The organism is Pseudomonas sp. B1-22 (assembly GCF_050474425.1).
GTDB lineage: Bacteria > Pseudomonadota > Gammaproteobacteria > Pseudomonadales > Pseudomonadaceae > Pseudomonas.
Genome location: NZ_JBCHVH010000002.1, coordinates 793,016 through 814,624, shown reverse-complemented (window position 1 = coordinate 814,624; position 21,609 = coordinate 793,016). Strand labels below are relative to the sequence as shown.

The window sequence follows — 21,609 nt, the reverse complement described above, 5'->3', positions numbered from 1 at the left end:
ATAGGCTCAAGACCGCTGAGTCAGCCACATCCCGAACGGGAAGGCATCCACAGGTACTGTGATCTTTCTAGAGGTGATTTGTGATGAAGAAATCCGCATCGGCTCCGAAGAAACCTGCGGCGGCAAAACCCGCCGCTGCGAAGCCGGCAGCGAAAGCGGCCGCCAAACCTGCAGCCAAGCCAGCGGCCAAAACCGCCACCAGAGCCGCCGCCGCGAAACCCGCCGCGCGCCGCGCACCGGCGCTGGCCACGCCGTCGGACCTGAGCAAGAACGCCACCCGCGATCTTTCCGCCGCGCTCAACCGGCTGCTCGCCGACGTCTTCGCCCTTTACCTGAAGACCAAGAACTTCCACTGGCATGTCAGCGGGCCGCACTTCCGCGACTACCACCTACTGCTGGACGAGCACGCCACCGAGATCTTCGCGATGACCGACGCCATCGCCGAGCGCACCCGCAAGATCGGCGGCAACACCATCCGCTCCATCGGCCACATCGCCCGTGACAAGCGCATCCTCGACAACGATGCCGAGTTCGTGCAGCCGCTGGACATGCTGGCGGAGCTGCAGGGCGACAACAAGGCGCTGACCGCCTACATGCGCGAAGTGCACGACCTGTGCGACGAGTACCACGACATCGCCACCGCCAGCCTGATCGAGAACTGGATCGACGAAACCGAGCAGCGCACCTGGTTCCTCTTCGAGACCAGCCGCCGCGGTGACGGCACCGGCCACTGATTTCCGGCGCATGAAAAAGGCCGTTTCTCCACAGGAGAAACGGCCTTTTTATTGGCAGCCAGGACTTACTCGCCCGGCTTCTTCAGCTTCGGGTTGGGGAAGAACTGCACGCTCTGCACCTTGGGATCGGCGGGCTTCTTCAGGCCGCTGACGTTGACCCGGGTGGTCAGCTCCTTCGGCACCGACTGGCCCTGCGCGTTGAGGGTGTCGGCATAGCCGCAGGCCACGCACTCGCGGTGCGGGACGCCGTCCTCTTCCCACATGACGATCTTGTCCTGCTCGCTGCACGCCGGGCAGACTGCCCCGGCGATGAAGCGCTTCTTCACCTCGCTCATCACGCCGCCTCCTCGGAGAGGCCCGAGTGGCGCAGCAGGGCGTCGATGGACGGCTCGCGGCCACGGAAGGCCACGAACAGCGCCATCGGCTCCTGGGAGCCGCCCTTGGCCAGGATCGCCTCGCGGAAGGCTGCGCCGGTCGCCGGGTTGAGCACGCCGTCTTCCTCGAAGCGGGAGAAGGCATCGGCGGACAGCACTTCAGCCCACTTGTAGCTGTAATAACCGGCCGCGTAACCGCCGGCGAAGATGTGCGCGAAGCTGTTGGCGAAGCGGTTGTACGCCGGCGGGCGCATCACCGCGACTTCATTGCGCACGGTTTCCAGCACGTCGAGCACGCTGCGGCCGTCGCCGTGGGTGGCGTGCAGCTCGAAGTCGAACAGCGAGAACTCCAGTTGGCGGACCATCATCAGGCCGGACTGGAAGTTCTTCGCGGCGAGCATCTTCTCCAGCAGGTCCTGGGGCAGCGGTGCGCCGGTCTCGTAGTGGCCGGAGATCAGCGCCAGGCCTTCGGGCTCCCAGCACCAGTTCTCCATGAACTGGCTCGGCAGCTCGACTGCGTCCCAGGCCACGCCGTTGATGCCCGAGGCACCGGCGTGTTCGACGCGGGTCAGCAGGTGGTGCAGGCCGTGGCCGAATTCGTGGAACAGGGTGGTGACTTCATCGTGGGTCAGCAGCGCCGGCTTGCCATTCACCGCCGGGGTGAAGTTGCACACCAGGTACGCCACCGGCGATTGCAGCTCGCCACCGGCGGTGCGGCGCCGGTCGCGGGCGCCGTCCATCCATGCGCCGCCGCGCTTGTTGGCGCGGGCGTAGAGGTCGAAGTAGAAGCGGCCGACGTGCTGGCCGTTTTCCTCGATCTCGAACAGGCGCACGTCCGGGTGCCAGCGTTCGAAGTCGGACAGCTCGCGAATCTGGATGCCGTAGAGCTTCTGCACGATGGCGAACAGGCCGGAGAGGACTTTATCCACCGGGAAGTAGGCGCGCAGCGCTTCCTGGGACACGCTGTAGCGCGCTTCGCGCAGCTTCTCGCCGAAGTAGCTGGCGTCCCAGCTGGACAGGTTAGGGCAGCCCTGCTCGGCGGCGTAGGCCTTGAGCTGCTCCAGGTCCTGGGCGGCGAAGGGCTTGCTGCGCACGGCCAGGTCGCGGAGGAAGTGCAGGACCTGCTCGGGCGTCTCGGCCATCTTGGTGGCCAGGGACAGCTCGGCGAAGTTCCTGAAGCCCAGCAGGCGCGATAGCTCCTGGCGCAGGTCGAGGATTTCCTGCATCACCGGGCCGTTGTCGTTCTGCCCGGCGTTCGGGCCCTGGTCGGAGGCACGGGTGCAGTAGGCGGCGTAGACCTCTTCGCGCAGGGCGCGGTCTTCGGCGTAGGTCATCACGGCGTAGTAGCTGGGGAATTCCAGGCTGATCAGCCAGCCGTCCAGCTCCTTGGCCTGGGCGGCCTGCTGCATCTGCGCCTTGGCCGAATCGGTCAGGCCGGCCAGCGCGGCTTCGTCGGTGACGTGCTTGGTCCAGGCCTGGGTAGCGTCCAGCAGCTGGTTGGAGAAGCGGCTGCCCAGCTCGGACAGGCGTGTCTGGATCTCGGCGTAGCGCTGCTGCTGTTCGGCCGGCAGGTCGATACCCGACAGGCGGAAGTCGCGCAGGGCGTGTTCGAGGATGGTCTTCTGGGCGACGTCGAAGTCTTTCGACTCCGGGCTCTCGGCCAGGGCCTCGTAAGCCTTGAACAGCTCGCGGTTCTGGCCCAGTTCGGTCCAGTAGGCGGACAGCAGCGGCAGGCAGCCTTCGTAGGCTTCGCGCAGCTCGGCGCTGTTGCACACCGCGTTGAGATGGCTGACCGGGCTCCAGGCCTTGCCCAGGCGGTCATTCAGTTCGTCCATGGCCAGCACCAGGCCGGCCCAGGTCGGGGTGCCGTTCTGCTCGGCGAGAATGCGCGCGATGGCCGCGCGGTTGTCGGCGAGGATCTGCTCGATGGCCGGCTTCACGTGTTCCGGACGGATGGACGAGAAGGGCGGCAGGTCGTAGCTCTGCAGAAGGGGATTCGCGCTCACGGTGGCACCTTGGTTGAAGAAACACTCGGCCATCTTAAATACAATCGGACCCATCCGCAGCTTAAGGAAGCTTATCGTGACGATTAGAACCTTTCAGGGCAAAACGCCATCGCTGGGCGAGCGCGTGTTCGTCGACGCCAGCGCCGTGGTCATCGGCGACGTGGAGATCGGCGCGGACAGCTCGGTGTGGCCGCTGGTCACCATCCGCGGCGACATGCACCGCATCCGCATCGGCGCGCGCACCAGCGTGCAGGACGGCAGCGTGCTGCACATCACTCACGCCGGCCCCTTCAACCCGGACGGCTTCCCGCTGACCCTCGGCGACGATGTGACCGTCGGCCACAAGGTGCTGCTGCACGGTTGCACCGTCGGTAGCCGCATCCTGGTGGGCATGGGCTCCATCGTGATGGACGGCGCGGTGATCGAGGACGAGGTGATCCTCGGCGCCGGCAGCCTGGTGCCGCCGGGCAAGGTGCTGGAAAGCGGTTATCTCTATGTTGGCAGCCCGGTGAAGAAGGCCCGGCCGTTGACCGACAAGGAACGCGCCTTCTTCACCTACAGCGCCGCCAACTACGTGAAGCTCAAGGACCAGCATATCGCCGAGGGTTATGCCGGCTGACGACCACCCACCGACCCGAGGAGAGCACGCCATGTTGCTACGCGCCCAGACGTCCACCTTGCTGATCATCGATATCCAGGAACGTCTGTTCCCGGCCATTCACGAAGCCGAGTCGGTGCTCGAACACACCGCCTGGCTGCTGGCGGTCGCGCAGCGCCTGGGCGTGCCGGCGCTGGCCACCGAGCAGTACCCGAAGGGCCTGGGCCCGACCTTGCCCGCGCTGCGCGATGCGCTGCCGGCCGAGGCGCTGCTGGAGAAGATCGCTTTTTCCGCCGTGACCGATCCCGGCCTGCTGCAGATGCCCGGCGGCGAGCGCCGGCAGTTCGTGGTCTGCGGTACCGAGGCCCATGTCTGCGTGCTGCAGACGGTGCTGGGCCTGCTGGCCGAGGATCGCGAGGTGTTCGTGGTGGACGAGGCCGTCGGCTCACGCCGTCCGCGGGACAAGGCGCTGGCGCTGGAGCGCATGCGTCAGGCCGGAGCGATGATCGTCTCGCGGGAGATGGTCGCCTTCGAGTGGATGGAGCGCGCCGGCACGGAAGTGTTCCGGGAGATCAGCAAGCAGTTCATCCGCTGAGAACCTGTTAACGATCTGCTGCGCGTCGGCATAACTGCGTTAAAAACAGGCTCGGAAGCCGCTTGCGGCTAACGCACTTCAGTGCGGCCCCGCAGGGGCGAGCGAAGCGAGTACTGCTCATTTACAGCTCGTAAATTCCGCGTCCTCGCCTGTTTGATTCGCTGGCGCTCACCCTTCGGGCCAGCCTGCGGCTGTTACTCCCGTTGGTCGTTGCGCCTTGTTCTGCTCTAGCTCGCGAGATCGTGAACAGGTTCTGAATGTCATTTCCACCCGGCGCGCCACTTCGCGCGCTGCTCGGGCTCCTGGAAGGTCCAGGCGACGAAGCGGCTCTGCTTCTGGCCCTGGGCCATGTCCACACTGCGCACGGTGACGGCGCCGGCCTTTTTCAGCGCGCGGCGGAATTCGTCGAGGTTGCCGGCCTTGGACACCAGCGAGCTGAACCACAGCGCCTGCTTGCCGACTGCCGCGCTTTCCGCCGCCAGCTTGCGCAGGAAGGCGATCTCGCCGCCTTCGCACCACAGCTCATTGCTCTGTCCGCCGAAGTTCAGCTTCGGTAGCTGGCGCGACGGGTCGAGCTTGCCGAGGTTCTTCCATTTGCGCCGGCTGCCACTGCTGGCTTCCTCGGGCGATGCGTGGAAGGGCGGGTTGCACAGGGTGGCGTCGAAGCGTTCGTCGCTGCTCAGCAGGCCGTGGAAGATGTGCTGCAGATCGTGCTGCTGGCGCAGTTCGATGGCTTCATTGAGTCCCGGATTGCCGTTGAGGATCGCATGGGCGGACTTCAGGGCAGCGGGTTCGATGTCTGAACCGAGGAAGTGCCAGCCGTAGTCGCGGTGGCCGATCAGCGGGTAGATGCAGTTGGCGCCGACGCCGATGTCCAGCAGGCGAACGCCGGGGCCGCGTGGAATTCGTCCGTCGTTCTCCTCGCCGAGCAGGTCGGCCAGGTAGTGCACGTAGTCGGCGCGGCCCGGAATCGGCGGGCAGAGGAAGCCGGCGGGGATGTCCCACTGGCCGATGCCGTACTGCGCCTTGAGCAGCGCGCGGTTGAACACGCGCACGGCTTCTGGATTAGCGAAGTCGATGCTGGGTTTGCCGTAGGGGTTGGTGATGAGGAAACGGCCCAGCTCCGGGCAGCCCTCGATCAGCGCCGGGAAGTCGTAATGGCCCTGGTGCCGGTTGCGCGGGTGCAACAGGTTCGGCCGCTTGGCGGCGGGGTCGCGCAGGGGCGTGGCGGGCTTCGAGGGGGCGGCGGGGCGTTTCGGCGGTTTCGGCATAGGGGCGCGGGGCAGGAAGGCGGTGGGCGATTTTCCCACAGATGCGTTCGTCGCGCTTGCGCCTCAGGGGTATTGCAGGACGTCCTTGATCTGCGCCAGGTGCTGGGCGATCCAGCGCGGATCGATGGCGCCCCAGTCGCGGATGCGATAGTGGCCGGCATTGTTGCGTTCGCCGTCGTGCTGCTCGAAGGCGCAGTCGATGTCGAGGTCGGCCAGCGCGGCCAGGGTGTCCTGGGCGGTGCGCCGGGGCATGCCGGTGGCTTCCATCAGCGCCGGGACGCTGGTGGCGGTGCCGCTGTCGATCAGCCAGGCGACGTAGAGGCGGCGGTAGAAACTGCTTTTGGTCTTGCTCACTTCCATCGAGACATTTCCTTGTTGGCCTTGTGGGGCTGCTACAGCGGCAGCAGCCAGGGTACCAGCACAACGCTGACGATCATCACCAGAATCGTGAAGGGTACGCCAACCTTGACGAAATCTCCGAATCGATAGCGCCCGGGGCCGAGCACCAGGGTGTTCACCGGTGAGGAGATCGGCGTCATGAACGCGGCCGAGGCGGCCAGTGCGACGATCATCGCGAAGGCCTCGGGCGAAGCGCCGAGGGCCTTGGCGGTGGCGATGGCGACTGGCGCCATGAGCACGGCGGTGGCGGTGTTGGAGATGAACAGGCCGATCAGCGCGGTGAGCACGAACAGGCTGGCGAGAATCGCATAGGGTCCGGCTTCGCCGAGCACTCCGACCAGGGCATTGACCGCGAGGTCGATGCCGCCGGTCTTCTGCAGGGCGAGGGCGAAGGGCAGCATGCCGACGATCAGCAACAGGCTCTGCCAGTGGATGGCGCGGTAGGCGCTGTCCATGTCGATGCAGCGGAAGGCGCCCATCAGCAGGCAACCGATCAGCGCGGCCATGACGTTGGGCACCAGGCCGCTGACCATCAGGATCACCATCACCGCCAGGCTGAACAGCGCGTGGGGCGCCTGGCTGGCGGCGGGAGCGGCTTCGTCCACCTCGGCCGGCAGGCTGAGCACCAGGAAGTCGCGCCCGCGCGCCTGGAGCTGGCGGATATCCTTCCAGGCGCCGATCACCAGCAGGGTGTCGCCGACCTTCAGCTTGGCTTCCAGCAGGCCTTCCACCAGCGCTTCGCGGTTGCGCCGCAGGCCGACCACGTTGAGGCCGAACTGGCTGCGGAATTCCAGTTCCAGCACGCTTTTGCCCAGCAGTGTGGATTCCGGCGGCAGCGTCACTTCGGCCATGCCCACTTCGTGGGCGCGCTCGGTGAAGTAGTCGCCCTGCAGGCTCAGCGGTTCCAGGCCGTATTCGTGGTACAGGCCCAGCAGGTCGCCGCGCTCGCCGTAGATGTCCACCAGCAGCACGTCGCCGGCATGCAGGGTGATGTTGGCGGTGGGGCCGAAGATCTTCAGGCGGAAGTGCAGCATGCGTTCGATGGCGACCACATTGGTGCCGGCGCGGGCGCGCAGTTCCACGTCGCCCAGGCTCATGCCCACCAGCGGCGAGTCGGCGCGGATGCGCAGGCGGCGTTCGCGGCCGGCCAGCTGGTAGTCGCGGATCAGGTCGCCCAGGGTGCGGCGCTTGGCGCGCTGGCCGGCATCGCCGTCGTCGTCGCCCAGCCAGCGGCGGGCGACCAGCATGTAGCCGACGCCTAGGGCGAGGATGACCAGGCCGAAGGGGGTGAAGCTGAAGAAGCCGAAGCCTTTCGAACCTTCGCGTACCAGTTCGCTGTGCACCACCACGTTGGGTGCGGTGGCGACCAGGGTGAGCATGCCGCTGATCAGTCCGGCGAAGCTCAGCGGCATCATCAGCCGGCGCGGCGAAACGTGCAGGCGCGCGGTGATGCTCAGAACCACGGGAATGAAGATGGCGACTACGCCGGTGGAACTCATCACCGAGCCGAGCCCGGCCACGGCCAGCATCAGCAGTACCAGCAGGCGCGTTTCGCTGGCGCCGGCGCGGCGGGTCAGCCATTCGCCGATGCGATAGGCCACCCCGGTGCGCACCAGCCCTTCGCCGATGACGAACAGCGCGGCGATCAGGATGACGTTGGGATCGGCGAAGCCCGCCAGGGACTCCTGCACGCTGAGGATGCCGGACAGCGGCAGGGCGACCATCACCAGCAGGGCGACCACGTCCATGCGCGGCCGGTTGATGACGAACAGCGCCACGGCGGTGGCGAGCAGGAACAGGACCCAGATCAGTGGCAGACTCATGCGCTTCCCTAGCGGTATGTCGGCAGGCATTGTGCCCGCAGGGGCGGGCGCAATGCCTTGATCCGGTGCAGCTTAGCGAAGCCTGGCGTGCAGTCGCACGGATTCTACGGCAGGCGTGCCACCGGGGTGATCTGCCGTGGGTCGGTGCGCAGCTCGATCAGCGCCGGCTTGCCGCTGGCCTGGGCACGCTCGAAAGCGGCGGCGAAGTCCTCGGTGCGCTCGACGAGTTCGCCGTGGGCGCCGAAGGCGCGAGCCAGGGCGACGAAGTCGGGGTTGCGCAGCTCGGTCGCACTGATGCGCCCCGGATACTCGCGTTCCTGGTGCATGCGGATGGTGCCGAGCATGCCGTTGTTGACCACGATGACGATCAGCGCGGCGCCATATTGCACCGCGGTGGCCAGTTCCTGCGGGTACATCATGAAGCAGCCGTCGCCGGCGAAGCACACCACGCTGCGTTGCGGATCGCGCAGCTTGGCGGCGATCGCCGCCGGGAAGCCATAGCCCATCGCGCCGTTGGTGGGCGCCAGCTGGCAGTGCGCGGCGCGATAGCGGTAGAAGCGGTGCACCCAGACCGCGTAGTTGCCGGCGCCATTGCTGATCACCGCATCCTCGGGCAGGACTTCGCTGAGGTGGCTGACCACGGCGGCCAGGTCGACGCCGTTCAGTTCAGCCGGGCTGGCCGGAGGCAGGGAGTAGGCGAGGTAGTCCGCGCGGGCGGCGGCGGTCCATTCGGCCCAGGGGCGTTCGGCGAGTGGTGGCAGAGCGTCGAGGGCCGCGGCGATGGCCGGCATGCAGGCCTGCAACGGCAGGTCGGCCTGGTAGACCCGGCCCAGTTCGCTGGCGTCCGGATGGATGTGGATCAGTGTCTGCGTGGGGCGCGGGCTTTGAATCAGGGTGTAGCCGGCGCTGGGCGTCTCGCTCAGGCGCGAGCCGAGCACCAGCAGCAGGTCGGCCTCCTGCACCCGTGCGGTGAGCTTGGGCGAGGCACCGAAGCCGAGCTGGCCGGCGTACTGGGCGTCGCGGTTGTCGTAGAGATCCTGGCGGCGGAACGAGGCCACCACTGGCAGGTCAGTGGCCTTGGCGAAGCGTTGCAGCGCACCGCGCGCGGCTTCATCCCAACCGGTGCCGCCGACGATCAGCAGCGGTTTGCGGGCGCGGGCCAGCAGGCTGCGCAGTTCCTCCATCGCCTGCTGCGATGGGGCAGTCTGCGGAATTCGCGGCGCAGGGACGTCCGCGACGGCGGCCGAACCGAACAGGACTTCCTCCGGCAGCCCGACCACCACCGGGCCCGGGCGGCCGGACTGGGCCACGGCGAAGGCCTGGGCGACCACTTCGGGGATGCGGCGGATGTCGTCGATCTCCGTGGCCCACTTGGCCAGGCCGCCGAACATCTGCCGGTAGTCCACCTCCTGGAAGGCCTCGCGGCCCATGAACGCGCTTTCCACCTGGCCGACGAAGAGGATCATCGGGGTCGAATCCTGTTTGGCCGTATGCACGCCGTTGGCCGCATGGGTAGCGCCCGGGCCTCGGGTGACGAAGCAGATGCCCGGCCGCCCGGTGAGCTTGCCGTAGGCATCGGCCATGTTCGAGGCGGCGCCTTCGTGACGGGTGACGATGGTGCTGATCGAGGGGGCGTCGTGCAGGGCATCGAGCACCGGCAGGTAGCTTTCGCCGGGGATGCAGTAGACGGTATCGACCGCGTTGCGCAGCAGGGCTTCGACGAGGATCTGGCCGCCATTGCGGACGGGGAGGTCGGACATGGACTTCGGGCTCCTTGGGCTGATACCGGGGCCGCTCCCGGAAGAGCGCCGACGAACCCCTGGAGCGGCCCGGCGTTGCGATCTTCGGCGCAAAGCGCGGCGGGCGCCAAGTGACCATTCTTCGCGAGGTCATTCCGTGGGGGAATGACACCTGAACGCACTGGTCGAGGACAACTATTTGCAAGACCGCTCAGTGACAACCCTGTAGGAGCGGGCCATGCCCGCGATCGCGCGCATGGCGCGCTCCTACATTCCACAGCAGGGGCGCAGAGGATAGGAGTTTGCCCCCGGAAAAGCACAAGGCCCGCATTGGCGGGCCTTGTGATGGGGATTACAGACTGGCGATCTTCTCGCGCTGCTGGATCAGGTTGGTCACCGCCTGCTCGGCTTCAGCCAGCTTAGCGCGTTCCTTCTCGATCACTTCCGGCGGGGCCTTGGCGACGAAGCCTTCGTTGGCGAGCTTGCCGCCCACGCGTTTGACTTCGCCTTCCAGGCGCTGGATTTCCTTGTCCAGACGCGCCATTTCGGCGGCCTTGTCGATCAGGCCGGCCATCGGCACCAGTACCTGCAGGTCGCCGACCAGCGCGGTGGCGGACATCGGCGGCTCTTCGCCAGCGTCCAGCACGCGGATGGTCTCGAGCTTGGCCAGCTTCATCAGCAGCGGCTCGTTGTCGGCCAGGCGGCGGTGGTCTTCGGGCGATGCGTTGTTCAGCACCAGGTCGATGCGCTTGGCCATGGAGATGTTCATCTCGCCGCGAATCTGGCGGATGCCCAGCATCAGGGCCTTGACCCACTCGATGTCGCCTTCGGCGGCGGCGTCGATCTTCGCCTCGTCGGCGATCGGCCAGGGTTGCAGCATCAGGGTGTCACCGCTCTTGCCGGCGGACGCCTTGATGCGCTGCCAGATTTCCTCGGTGATGAACGGCATGAACGGGTGCGCCAGGCGCAGTGCGGTTTCCAGCACGCGGGCCAGGGTGCGACGGGTGCCGCGCTGGCGTTCGATGGGCGCGTTCTCGTCCCACAGCACCGGCTTGACCAGTTCCAGGTACCAGGCGCAGTACTCGTCCCAGATGAACTCGTAGAGGGCCTGGGTGGCCAGGTCGAAGCGGAAGGCATCCAGCTGGCGCGCGACTTCGATCTCGGTGCGCTGCAGGGCGGAGATGATCCAGCGGTCCACCGAGGACAGCTCGACCGGCTCGCCATTCACGCCGGTGTCCTTGCCATCGGTGTTCTCGATGACGAAGTTGGCGGCGTTCCACAGCTTGTTGCAGAAGTTGCGGTAACCCTCGACGCGGCCCATGTCGAACTTGATGTCGCGGCCGGTGGAAGCCAGCGAGCAGAAGGTGAAGCGCAGGGCGTCGGTGCCGTAGCTGGCGATGCCTTCGGGGAACTCGGCTTTCGTCTGCTTGGCGATCTTCTCGGCGAGCTTGGGCTGCATCATGCCGCTGGTGCGTTTCTCCAGCAGCTCGTCGAGGGTGATGCCGTCGACGATGTCCAGCGGGTCGAGCACGTTACCCTTGGACTTGGACATCTTCTGGCCCTGGCCGTCACGCACCAGTCCATGGACATAGACGGTCTTGAACGGGATCTGCGCGCTGCCATCGCCATTCTTGATCAGGTGCATGGTCAGCATGATCATGCGCGCAACCCAGAAGAAGATGATGTCGAAGCCGGTCACCAGCACGTCGGTGGGGTGGAAGGTCTTCAGGTATTCGGTCTGTTCCGGCCAGCCGAGGGTGGAGAAGGTCCACAGGCCCGAGCTGAACCAGGTGTCCAGGACGTCTTCGTCCTGGCGCAGGTTGGCGTCGCCCAGGTTGTGCTTGGCGCGCACTTCGGCCTCGTTGCGGCCGACGTAGACGTTGCCGGCGTCGTCGTACCAGGCCGGGATGCGGTGGCCCCACCACAGCTGACGGCTGATGCACCAGTCCTGGATGTCGCGCATCCAGCTGAAGTACATGTTCTCGTACTGCTTGGGCACGAACTGGATGCGGCCATCTTCCACGGCGGCGATGGCGGGTTCGGCCAGCGGCTTGGTGGAGACGTACCACTGGTCGGTCAGCCAGGGCTCGATGACGGTGCCGGAGCGGTCGCCCTTGGGCACTTTCAGAGCGTGGTCGTCGATCTTCTCCAGCAGGCCGGCGGCCTCGAAGTCGGCGACGATCTGCTTGCGCGCGACGAAACGGTCGAGACCGGCGTAGGCGGCCGGCAGGCTGGCGTCGAGGTCGGGATTCACGCTGCCGTCAAGCTTGAACACCTGGGCGACGGCGAGGACGGCGGCGTCCTTGTCGAAGATGTTGATCAGCGGCAGGTCGTGGCGCTTGCCGACTTCATAGTCGTTGAAGTCGTGGGCCGGGGTGATCTTCACGCAGCCGGTGCCGAATTCGCGGTCGACGTAGTCGTCGGCGATGATCGGGATGCGGCGGCCCACCAGCGGCAGGTCGATGAAGGTGCCGATCAGGGCGGCATAGCGCTCGTCTTCCGGGTGCACGGCGACGGCGCTGTCACCCAGCACGGTTTCCGGGCGGGTGGTGGCGACGACCAGGTGGTCCTTGCCGTCGGCTGTCTTGTGACCGTCGGCCAGCGGGTAGCGCAGGTGCCAGAGGTGGCCCTTCTCGTCGTGGTTCTCCACTTCCAGGTCGGAAATGGCGGTGTGGAACTTGGTGTCCCAGTTGACCAGGCGCTTGCCACGGTAGATCAGGCCGTCCTCGTGCAGGCGCACGAAGGCTTCCTTCACGGCGTTGGACAGGCCTTCGTCCATGGTGAAGCGCTCGCGCGACCAGTCCACGGAGGAGCCCAGGCGGCGAATCTGGCGGGTGATGGTGCCGCCGGACTGGTCCTTCCACTCCCAGACCTTCTCCAGGAACTTCTCGCGGCCCAGGTCATGACGGGCGATGCCCTGTGCGGCCAGCTGGCGTTCCACCACCATCTGGGTGGCGATGCCGGCGTGGTCGGTGCCCGGCTGCCACAGGGTGTTGCGGCCCTGCATGCGGCGGTAGCGGATCAGCGCGTCCATGATGGCGTTGTTGAAGCCGTGACCCATGTGCAGGCTGCCGGTGACGTTCGGCGGCGGGATCATGATGGTGTACGGCTCGCCGGAACCTTGCGGGGCGAAGTAGTTCTCTTTCTCCCACAGGGGGTACCAGTGGGATTCGATGGCGTGGGGCTGGTAGGTCTTGTCCATGAGCGCGGCGGGACCCTGATAAGGCTAGACGGAAAACCGGTGAGTATAACGGGGCGCGGGGCTCTCAGGCCACCGGGGGCTTAATCGTTGGGGCTCAGGGGACAGGAGCGAGCCGCCCAGCGCCGACGTTCCCTGTAGGAGCGGGCCATGCCCGCGATCGCGCGCATGGCCCGCTCCTACAGGTTAGTTACGGCGCACCCCTTGGCGTAGGAGCGGACTTTGTCCGCGATTGGCCCGCTGCCGCGCGGAGGGTATGGCGAACCGTTGGGAGCGGGACGTCAGCTCTTGCGCTGGGCCAGCAGGCGCTGCATCCGCGCTTCCAGGCGACGCTGCAGTTCGGCTTCGATCTGCGGTGCGAAGTCGTCGATCACGTCCTGCAGGATCAGTTGGGCCGCAGCGCGCAACTCCAGGTCCAGGCGATGGAGTTCGCTGGCCTGGGGCGAGACTGTCGGCTCGGCGGGCTCGGCGGGCTCGGTGGACTCAGCGGACTTGGCGGTCGACGGTTCCGGCGCACGCGGTGCCGGCGTGACGACATCGGACAGCAGCGGGATGTTGTCCGGCTCGAAGGATTCGGTGAGCAGCGGCGGCTCGGCGCCTGATTCGTCCAGCAGTTCCTGGATCGATTTCAGGTCTTCCAGCAGGTGATCGGGGTCGTGCGGGGGCTTGCGGTTGTCCATGGTCTTGGCTGAGACGTTCTCAAGGGCGCGGCAGGCGATGGTCCTGCAAAGGATAGCCCTGCTCGCGGTAGCGGCGGAAATTCTCCCGCGCGGCCTGACGAATTGCCGGTTCTTCGATCACCAGTTCGGCGACCCGGTTGAAGTGGTCGACGAAAGCGGGAATGGCCAGGGTCAGGTTGATCAGCAGGTCCCGGTGGCTCTGGGGCGGCTCGCCCAGGGCGAGTACCACCGGCGAGTCGGCGTCTTCTTCCACCGCATTGTGTGGGATGAAGGTTTCGCCCCGGAAGTTCCACAACCGCGCATCCAGCGCTTCGCGCTGGGCCTCGTCGGCACACAGCACGAAGATGCGCATGCCCTGCCGCCAGGCCTTTTCGGCCAGGCGGCAGGCGATGGTCAGGCGTGCGTCGGGATCGGCGCTGGGGATGACGTAGAAATCCACGCGCGTCATTTTTTGGCCCCAAAGCTGCTGCGTTTGCTCATGCTGCGTTGAAAACCTGCGCAAATTGCTCATTTACAAAACGTAAACTGCGCTTTTGCGCAGGCTTTCGCCTTACCTGAGCGGCACTCGCGACGCTTTGGGTTCCAAAAAACATTGCTATCTTGCTCCGTTACTTCACGCGGTCCAGCAGGTACTGGGTCAGCAGCGGAACCGGGCGGCCCGTGGCGCCCTTGTCCTTGCCGCCGCTGATCCAGGCGGTGCCGGCGATATCCAGGTGCGCCCAGTGGAACTTCTTGGCGAAGCGCGACAGGAAGCAGCCGGCGGTGATGGTGCCGGCCTTCGGCCCGCCGATGTTGGCGATGTCGGCGAAGGGGCTGTCCAGCTGCTCCTGGTATTCGTCGAACAGCGGCAGTTGCCAGGCGCGGTCGTCGGCGACTTCGCCGGCCTTGAGCAGTTGCTTGATCAGCGCGTCGTTGTTGCCCATCAGGCCCGAGGTGTTGGAGCCCAGGGCAACGATGCAGGCACCGGTCAGGGTGGCGATGTCCACGACCGACTGCGGCTTGAAGCGTTCGACATAGGTCAGCGCGTCGCACAGCACCAGGCGGCCTTCGGCATCGGTATTGAGGATTTCGACGGTCTGGCCGCTCATGGTAGTGACGATGTCGCCCGGACGGGTCGCACCGCCGCTGGGCATGTTCTCGGCGCAGGCCATGACGCCCACCAGGTTGATCGGCAGCTGCAATTCCAGCACGGCGCGGAAGGTGCCGAATACCGAGGCGGCGCCGCACATGTCGAACTTCATCTCGTCCATGCCCAGGCCGGGCTTCAGGCTGATGCCGCCGGTGTCGAAGGTGATGCCCTTGCCGACCAGCACGTGGGGGGCTTCGTCTTTCGTCTTCGCGCCGTTGTACTGCAGCACAATCAGGCGCGGCGGCTGGTCGCTGCCCTGGGCGACGGCAAGGAAGGAACCCATGCCCAGCTCACGCAGCTTCTTCTCGTCGAGGACTTCGACCTTCAGACCCTTGTATTCCTTGCCCAGCGCCTTGGCCTGCTCGCCGAGGAAGGTCGGGTGGCAGAGGTTCGGCGGCAGGTTGCCCAGGTCGCGGGTCAGGGCCATGCCGTTGGCGATGGCCTGGGCTTCCCTGGCACCCTGTTCGACGGCGGAGGCATCGGCCTTGTCGACCAGCAGGGTGATCTTTTTCAGCTTCGGCGCTTCGGCCTTCTGGCTCTTGAAACGGTCGAAGACGTAGGTGCCGTCGGCCAGGGTTTCCACTTGCAGACGGGCCTTGCCGTGGGCATTGCGGCCTTTCACGGCGAGATCGCCCAGGGCCAGGACGGCGTCGGTGCCGCCCAGATTCTTCAAATTGCCCAGGACGGCGGAAACCAGTTTGCGGTAGGCGCGGTCGGAGAGGTCGCGTTCCTTGCCGGCGCCGACCAGCAACACGCGGTCGGCCTTAAGGTTCGGCAAATCTTGCAGGAGTAGCGTCTGACCAACCTTGCCCGCCAGATCGCCACGCTTGAGCAGGGTGCTGATGGCGCCTCCGGTGACCTCGTCAACGGCCTTGGCCGTGGCGCCAAGCTTGCGGCCTTCGCCCACGGCGATGACCAGGGTGGCGGTTTTCAGGGTTTCCGGGCGTACGCTTTTTACAAGGAATTCCATGGCTTGGTGTCCCCAGGACAAAAGGCTCACGATGGCAAGGTGGTCCGCGAGGCTCAGGCTGACTGTGCAGTGACAGGCCTGGCGAATCGCAGGATAATGCCGGCTATTTTCGCTGGTTCGCGCTCGCGCGGGCCGGCAAACGCTTCACGACGGCTAGTTTGAGCGCAGCCGCCTGAGCGTGACAACCCTGGAGTGTCCGGTTTGATTGTCTTCCGTTATCTGTCCCGTGAAGTGCTGATTACCATGAGCGCGGTCAGCGCCGTGCTGCTGGTCATCATCATGAGCGGCCGTTTCATCAAATACCTGGCGCAGGCCGCCCAAGGCATGCTCGATCCGGGCTCGCTGTTCATGATCATGGGCACGCGACTGCCGGGCTTCCTCCAGCTGATCCTGCCGCTGGGGCTGTTCCTGGGTGTCCTGCTGGCCTACGGACGGCTGTACCTGGACAGCGAGATGACGGTGCTGACCGCTACCGGCATGAGCCAGCAGCGCCTGACGGCCTACACCCTGGCTCCCGCCTTGCTGGTGGCGCTGGTCGTGGCCTGGCTGAGCCTGTGGGCGGCGCCCCAGGGCATCGCGCAGATGCAGCTGCTGCTGAACAAGCAGGACGCGATGACCGAGTTCGACACCCTGGCTCCGGGGCGTTTCCAGTCGATGCGCGATGGTTCGCGGGTGACCTACACCGAGACGCTGGCCAACGAGCGTACCCAGTTGGGCGGCGTGTTCATTGCCGACAAGAACCCGCCGCGCAATGGCAAGCCGGGCAGCGCTTCGGTGCTGGTGGCCGATAGCGGCGAGCAGCAGATTCATGCCGACGGCAGCCGCTACCTGATCCTCAAGGACGGCTATCGCTACGATGGCCTGCCGGGGCAGGCCGACTACCGGGCGATCAAGTACGACACCTATGGCGTGATGTTGCCCAAGCCGGAAGTCAGTAGCGAGATCGACGACCGCGACGCCGTTCCCACCAGCGAGCTGATCGGTAGCAAGGACGTGCGCATGCGCTCCGAGCTCCAATGGCGTCTTTCCATTCCGCTGCTGGTCTTCGTGGTCACTGTGCTGGCAGTGCCGCTCTCGCGCGTGAACCCACGCCAGGGCCGCTTCCTCAAGCTGCTGCCGGCGGTGCTTCTTTATATGGCGTACCTGGCGCTGCTGATCGCCGGTCGCGGCATGCTCGACAAGGGCAAGATTCCGCTCGCCCTGGGCCTGTGGTGGATCCATGCGCTGTTCCTGACGATTGGATTGTTGCTGCTGTATTGGGAGCCGCTGAGGCTCAAGCTGGCCGCCGCACGGGCGAATTCTGGGCGGGAGCCGAAACATGCGTAAGCTGGACCGTTACATCGGCACCACCGTCTTCATCTCTATCCTCGGCGTGCTCGGGGTGATTCTCGGCCTGGCCGAACTGTTTGCCTTCGTCGACCAGTTGAGCCAGATCACCGATACCTACACCCTTGGCGACGCGCTCAAGTTCGTGCTCCTCACCGCGCCCGGTCGCACCTACGACATGTTGCCGATGGCGGCGCTGATCGGCTGCCTGGTGGGCCTTGGCAGCCTGGCCAGCAGCAGCGAACTGACCATCATGCGTGCCGCGGGCGTGTCGCTGCAGCGCATCGTCTGGGCAGTAATGAAGCCGATGCTGGTGCTGATGTGCGCCGGCATCCTGCTTGGCGAATACGTAGTGCCCTACACCGAGACGCTGGCCCAGAACGATCGTGCCATGGCACAGAGCGCCGGCGGGGTGGTGAGTTCGCGGAATGGCCTGTGGCATCGCCAGGGCCATGAGTTCATCCAGATCAACGTGGTCCGCTCCGATGGGGTATTGCTGGGCGTGACCCGCTACAACTTCGATGACGCGCGCCGCCTGCAGACTGCCAGTTTCGCCAAGAGTGCGCGTTTCCGTGACAACCAGTGGGTGCTGGAGAACGTGACCACCACGGTGCTGCACATGGATGAAAAGCGCAGCGAAGTGCGCCAGGCGAAGTCCGAACCGTGGAATATCCAGCTCACGCCGCGCTTGCTGAACACCGTTGTGACGGAGCCGGAAGCCCTGTCGATCAGCGGACTGTGGAGCTACATCCATTACCTGGAAGAGCAGGGTCTGAGCGCCAACCGCTATTGGCTGGCGTTCTGGACCAAGATCATGCAGCCGGCGGTCACGGCGGCGCTGGTGCTGATGGCGATTTCCTTCATCTTCGGTCCGCTGCGCAGCGTGACGCTCGGTCAGCGTGTGTTCACCGGCGTGCTGGTGGGCTTCAGCTTCCGCATTGCCCAGGACCTGCTTGGCCCGTCGAGCCAGGTGTTCAACTTCCCGCCGTTGCTCGCAGTGCTGGTCCCGGCAGCCGTCTGTGCTTTCCTCGGCATGCTGCTGCTGCGCAGGGCAGGGTGATCCCGCCCCTATAGGAACGAGTCGTTCCGACTAAAAAGCCCGCCGATTGGCGGGCTTTTTTGTTCGGGCTCCGTGCGGGATCAGCGCTGTCCCTGCGTCGCCTTGCGTACGTCCTTCGGAATCTGGATCACCACGCTCTCCGAGTAGCGGTCCTGCCAGGTGCGCTTGTCCTTGTCCCAGAGCATCCACAGGAAGCCCAGCCCCAGGCACGCCCAGGAACCGATGGAAATGACGAAGCGCAGCAGTGCCTGGAGCAGGCTGATGCGCGAGCCGTCGGCGTTCTGCACGCGAATGCCCCAGACCTGCATGCCGAGGGTCTGGCCGTTGTGGGTCCAGAACTTCGCGAAGAAGGCGAACAGGCTGATGAACAGCAGGCTGGACAGCAGCGGATCGCCGATCAGGCCGCCCTGGTCGGCCAGCTGCTTGAGCTTTTCGCCACCATAGATGAGCCGCAGGATGCCCTGCTGATAGATCAGAGTCACGACCATCATCAGGGCCACGCAGAGCAGGAAGTCATAGAACATGGCGGCGAAACGGCGGATGAGCGTGGCGGGCGGGAAATTCCCCGCGGGCTGGAGCTGCGGTTTGGACATGGCGCCTTCTGGATCGAGTCGTGGATCGGCAGGGCTCTGCCCTGGATGAATGGGGCGGATTATACGGTTTCCGGCCGGGTTCGGCCCTTGTCGAGCCGCCCCTGTTCTAAGCTGCATCCAGAGTGCTTCCCAGGAGGCGAAGCGAAAGGTCGTACAGCAAGGAACAAGGATGCCGTTACGCAACTTTGCCCGACGCCGGCTGGTGCCGCGATTGGTGTTTGCCCTGTCGATGGTAGTGCTTCCCCTGGCACTGGGCAGTTCCATCATCTATTGGCAGACCCTGCGCAGCCTGTCCGCCGAGGCACGCCTGGCCTCCGAGGAGGCGCTGCGCCTGTTCGATCTGATGTTGGGCAATGCCGAGGGCGCGGCGAGGGTAGCGCTGTCGCAGCGAGGAAAGCCCTGCAATGACTCGGCACTGGTACTGCGCGAGCAGGTGGCCGTGGTGCCCTTCGTGCGCTCGGTCAATCTCACGCGGGGCGACAGCATCTACTGCACTTCCCTGTTCGGTGATTTCACGGCGCCGCTGGAAGGCGCCTCCTACGTGGAGGGACGCCTGCGCCTGATGGCGGGCAATCCGGTGACACCTAATGTCGCTGTGTTGATCCTGCGTCAGGTCGATGGTGAGTACGGCGCGGTGGCCACCGTCGATGGACGTTACCTGAGCAACACGCTGCAACTGGTCGATCAACGCAGCGATCTGCAGTTGCAGGTCGGCGAGACGTGGATGGATGAAGAGGGCAAAGTCCACTCCGGGCAGCCTGATCCGTTGCCGATCGGCCACATCCGCCTGGTTTCCGAACGCTACCCGTACGCGGTGATAGGGGGATTTTCCGATGGATCCCAGTGGCTCCATATTCGTCAGGAGGCACTGCCGCTTGCCATCTTGTTATTGATGCTGGGGGTTGTCTCCGGGGTGGCCTGCTATTGGTTGTGGGGGCGCTCCGCGACGCCGAGCCTGGAGCTGGAGCGGGCGCTGCTGGCCGGAGAGTTCGTCCCCTACCTGCAGCCGCTGGTGGATGCGCGCGATGGACGCTGGGTCGGCGCGGAAGTGCTGATGCGCTGGCAGCACCCGAGCGAGGGAATGGTCGGGCCGGACCTGTTCATCCCGATGGCCGAGCGCTCGGGCCTGATCGTGCCGATGACGCGTGACCTGATGCGCCAGGTGGGGGAGGGGCTGGCGCCCTATGGCGAGTTGCTGGGAGAGGGCTTCCACCTGGGCATCAATATCAGCGCCGTGCATTGCGGCGAGACAGGGTTGCTCGATGATTGCCTGAGCCTGCAGGCGAAGTTCCTGCCATACCGGCCGAGCCTGATGTTGGAGTTGACCGAGCGGGAGCTGATCGCCGCCAGTGAGGTCACCGAGCAGCTGTTCGGTCGCCTGGATGCCCAGGGTATCCAGTTGGCCCTCGATGATTTTGGCACCGGCAACTCAAGCCTCGCCTACCTGCACCGTTTCAAGGTGGATGCGCTGAAGATCGACAAGAGCTTCGTCGCGATGATCGGCGTGGACGCGCTTTCGGTACGCATCCTCGACAGCATCGTCGAGCTGTGCGGCAAGCTGGACCTGATGATCATCGCCGAAGGGGTGGAAACCGAAGAGCAGCGGAGCTATCTGGTTGAGCGCGGGGTGGATGTGTTGCAGGGGTATTTGTTTGGGAGGCCGATGCCGTTGGACGCTTTTGTGCGGGCGATGCGGGAAGAGAGCGAAAAAGTCCGCTGATGGGCGGGTAGGGGATCGTCCTCACTGGTACTGACGTGATCCAGGCTGCCTGCAGGCGCGAGGCTGAATCAAGGCCGTGCATGAATCGCAGGCAACAAAAAACCGGCTCCAAGGCCGGTTTTTTTGTGTTCTGACACGTTCTGAAAGTGTCAGTGGTGCCCCGGGAGAGACTCGAACTCTCACTCTGTCGCCAGAAACGGATTTTGAATCCGCCGCGTCTACCGATTCCGCCACCGAGGCAATGGCCGCGGAGTATAGGGAGGCGCTCTGCATCGGTCAATCCGCTCGATTGGTCAGAATTTGGCAATTCCAGTAAGATATCCGGCCCTTCGAGATAGCTCCTCCCATGCGTGTCGCTGACTTTCATTTCGATCTGCCCGAGTCGCTGATTGCCCGCCATCCGCTCGCCGAGCGCCGTGCCAGCCGTTTGCTGGTGCTGGATGGCCCGAGCGGCGAGCTCAGCCATCGGCAATTCGCCGACATTCTCGGCTTCCTCCGGCCGGGTGACCTGATGGTGTTCAACAACACCCGGGTGATTCCTGCCCGCCTGTTTGGCCAGAAGGCCTCCGGCGGCAAACTGGAAATCCTCGTGGAGCGCGTGCTGGACAGCCATCGTGTGCTGGCCCATGTGCGTTCCAGCAAATCGCCCAAGCCGGGCTCGAAGATTCTCATCGACGGTGGTGGCGAGGCCGAGATGCTGCAGCGCCATGATGCGCTGTTCGAACTGGGTTTCAGCGAAGAGGTGCTGCCGCTGCTGGAGCGCGTCGGCCACATGCCGCTGCCGCCCTATATCGATCGCCCGGACGAAGACTCGGATCGCGAGCGCTACCAGACCGTCTACGCCGAGCGCGCCGGTGCCGTGGCTGCGCCTACGGCCGGCCTGCACTTCGACGAGGCGCTGCTGGAGTCGATCCGCGCCAAGGGCGTGGAGACCGCCTTCGTCACCCTGCACGTGGGCGCCGGCACCTTCCAGCCGGTGCGGGTCGAGCGTATCGAAGACCATCACATGCATCACGAATGGCTGGAAGTCAGCCAGGACGTGGTCGACGCCGTGGCCGCCTGCAAGGCGCGCGGTGGTCGTGTAGTCGCCGTGGGTACCACCAGCGTGCGTTCGCTGGAGAGCGCTGCCCGCGATGGCGTGCTCAAGCCGTTCAGCGGCGACACCGACATCTTCATCTTCCCGGGCCGGCCCTTCCATGTGGTCGACGCCCTGGTCACCAATTTCCACCTGCCCGAATCCACGCTGCTGATGCTGGTTTCGGCCTTCGCCGGCTACCCGGAGACCATGGCAGCCTACGCGGCAGCGGTGGAGCAGGGCTATCGCTTCTTCAGCTACGGCGACGCGATGTTCATCACCCGCAATCCGGCACCGCGCGGCCCCGAGGACTGATCC

18 protein-coding genes and 1 tRNA gene are annotated in these 21,609 nt (G+C 65.4%); 7 read left to right on the top strand and 12 right to left on the bottom strand.

Features of this window, described 5'->3' with window-relative positions:
• Window positions 1–83: 83 nt before the first annotated feature.
• A complete protein-coding gene (locus ACQ5BL_RS10625; protein WP_243806240.1) occupies window positions 84–734 on the top strand; it encodes a Dps family protein in 651 nt (216 codons plus the stop codon).
• A 65-nt stretch (window positions 735–799) separates the two neighbouring features.
• Here the strand turns inward: ACQ5BL_RS10625 and ACQ5BL_RS10620 are convergent, their stop codons facing one another.
• Together ACQ5BL_RS10620 and prlC are read right to left on the bottom strand one after the other, a co-directional pair.
• Complete coding sequence (locus ACQ5BL_RS10620; RefSeq protein ID WP_207887765.1) at window positions 800–1,069, bottom strand: YheV family putative zinc ribbon protein; 270 nt, start codon at window positions 1,067–1,069, stop codon at window positions 800–802.
• The gene (gene prlC / locus ACQ5BL_RS10615) at window positions 1,069–3,114 is read right to left on the bottom strand and encodes an oligopeptidase A (RefSeq protein ID WP_243806238.1); all 2,046 of its coding nucleotides are present in this window, start codon (window positions 3,112–3,114) and stop codon (window positions 1,069–1,071) included. Before prlC ends, ACQ5BL_RS10620 begins: the two co-directional genes overlap by 1 nt.
• 76 nt (window positions 3,115–3,190) lie before the next feature.
• Between prlC and ACQ5BL_RS10610 the strand changes: the two genes are divergently transcribed.
• Together ACQ5BL_RS10610 and ACQ5BL_RS10605 are read left to right on the top strand one after the other, a co-directional pair.
• Window positions 3,191–3,733, top strand: a complete 543-nt coding sequence (locus ACQ5BL_RS10610; protein ID WP_207887768.1) for a gamma carbonic anhydrase family protein — start codon at window positions 3,191–3,193, stop codon at window positions 3,731–3,733.
• Between the two features lie 31 nt (window positions 3,734–3,764).
• Window positions 3,765–4,307, top strand: coding sequence for a hydrolase (locus tag ACQ5BL_RS10605; RefSeq protein WP_243806236.1), 543 nt, complete (start codon window positions 3,765–3,767; stop codon window positions 4,305–4,307).
• Window positions 4,308–4,567: 260 nt separating this feature from the next.
• Here the strand turns inward: ACQ5BL_RS10605 and rlmF are convergent, their stop codons facing one another.
• The 8 genes from rlmF to ACQ5BL_RS10565 form a co-directional block, all read right to left on the bottom strand.
• Window positions 4,568–5,578 (bottom strand): 23S rRNA (adenine(1618)-N(6))-methyltransferase RlmF, encoded by a 1,011-nt coding sequence (rlmF, locus tag ACQ5BL_RS10600; RefSeq protein WP_430293116.1) that lies wholly within the window; start codon window positions 5,576–5,578, stop codon window positions 4,568–4,570.
• 63 nt (window positions 5,579–5,641) lie between these two features.
• The gene (locus ACQ5BL_RS10595; protein ID WP_207887515.1) at window positions 5,642–5,938 is read right to left on the bottom strand and encodes a winged helix-turn-helix domain-containing protein; all 297 of its coding nucleotides are present in this window, start codon (window positions 5,936–5,938) and stop codon (window positions 5,642–5,644) included.
• A 32-nt stretch (window positions 5,939–5,970) separates the two neighbouring features.
• Complete coding sequence (locus ACQ5BL_RS10590) at window positions 5,971–7,800, bottom strand: SLC13 family permease (protein WP_243806232.1); 1,830 nt, start codon at window positions 7,798–7,800, stop codon at window positions 5,971–5,973.
• Between the two features lie 104 nt (window positions 7,801–7,904).
• Window positions 7,905–9,560 (bottom strand): thiamine pyrophosphate-binding protein, encoded by a 1,656-nt coding sequence (locus ACQ5BL_RS10585; protein WP_243806230.1) that lies wholly within the window; start codon window positions 9,558–9,560, stop codon window positions 7,905–7,907.
• 331 nt (window positions 9,561–9,891) lie between these two features.
• Window positions 9,892–12,741 carry a valine--tRNA ligase gene (locus ACQ5BL_RS10580; protein WP_243806228.1) on the bottom strand — a complete coding sequence of 950 codons (2,850 nt, stop codon included), beginning with the start codon at window positions 12,739–12,741 and terminating at the stop codon, window positions 9,892–9,894.
• Window positions 12,742–13,019: 278 nt separating this feature from the next.
• A complete protein-coding gene (locus ACQ5BL_RS10575; RefSeq protein WP_243806226.1) occupies window positions 13,020–13,418 on the bottom strand; it encodes a DNA polymerase III subunit chi in 399 nt (132 codons plus the stop codon).
• Between the two features lie 19 nt (window positions 13,419–13,437).
• Complete coding sequence (locus tag ACQ5BL_RS10570) at window positions 13,438–13,866, bottom strand: DNA polymerase III subunit chi (protein WP_207887510.1); 429 nt, start codon at window positions 13,864–13,866, stop codon at window positions 13,438–13,440.
• Window positions 13,867–14,026: 160 nt separating this feature from the next.
• Window positions 14,027–15,517, bottom strand: a complete 1,491-nt coding sequence (locus tag ACQ5BL_RS10565) for a leucyl aminopeptidase (protein ID WP_243806224.1) — start codon at window positions 15,515–15,517, stop codon at window positions 14,027–14,029.
• A gap of 201 nt (window positions 15,518–15,718) precedes the next feature.
• Between ACQ5BL_RS10565 and lptF the strand changes: the two genes are divergently transcribed.
• Together lptF and lptG are read left to right on the top strand one after the other, a co-directional pair.
• On the top strand, window positions 15,719–16,843 hold the full coding sequence (lptF, locus tag ACQ5BL_RS10560; RefSeq protein WP_207887508.1) for an LPS export ABC transporter permease LptF: 1,125 nt from the start codon (window positions 15,719–15,721) through the stop codon (window positions 16,841–16,843).
• Entirely contained in the window at window positions 16,836–17,903 is a 1,068-nt protein-coding gene (lptG, locus tag ACQ5BL_RS10555) for an LPS export ABC transporter permease LptG (protein ID WP_243806222.1), read from the top strand. The genes lptF and lptG overlap by 8 nt, the downstream gene beginning before the upstream one ends.
• A gap of 80 nt (window positions 17,904–17,983) precedes the next feature.
• Here lptG and ACQ5BL_RS10550 read toward each other — a convergent pair whose 3' ends face one another.
• Complete coding sequence (locus ACQ5BL_RS10550) at window positions 17,984–18,496, bottom strand: RDD family protein (RefSeq protein WP_243806220.1); 513 nt, start codon at window positions 18,494–18,496, stop codon at window positions 17,984–17,986.
• Window positions 18,497–18,665: 169 nt separating this feature from the next.
• Between ACQ5BL_RS10550 and ACQ5BL_RS10545 the strand changes: the two genes are divergently transcribed.
• Window positions 18,666–20,216: an EAL domain-containing protein gene (locus tag ACQ5BL_RS10545; RefSeq protein ID WP_243806218.1), complete on the top strand. Its 1,551-nt coding sequence runs from the start codon at window positions 18,666–18,668 to the stop codon at window positions 20,214–20,216.
• A 153-nt stretch (window positions 20,217–20,369) separates the two neighbouring features.
• Here ACQ5BL_RS10545 and ACQ5BL_RS10540 read toward each other — a convergent pair.
• A tRNA-Leu gene (locus ACQ5BL_RS10540) sits at window positions 20,370–20,456 on the bottom strand.
• A 106-nt stretch (window positions 20,457–20,562) separates the two neighbouring features.
• On the opposite strand from ACQ5BL_RS10540, the gene queA reads away from it, so the two are divergent.
• Window positions 20,563–21,606 (top strand): tRNA preQ1(34) S-adenosylmethionine ribosyltransferase-isomerase QueA, encoded by a 1,044-nt coding sequence (gene queA / locus ACQ5BL_RS10535; protein ID WP_243806216.1) that lies wholly within the window; start codon window positions 20,563–20,565, stop codon window positions 21,604–21,606.
• The last annotated feature ends 3 nt before the right edge of the window (window positions 21,607–21,609 follow it).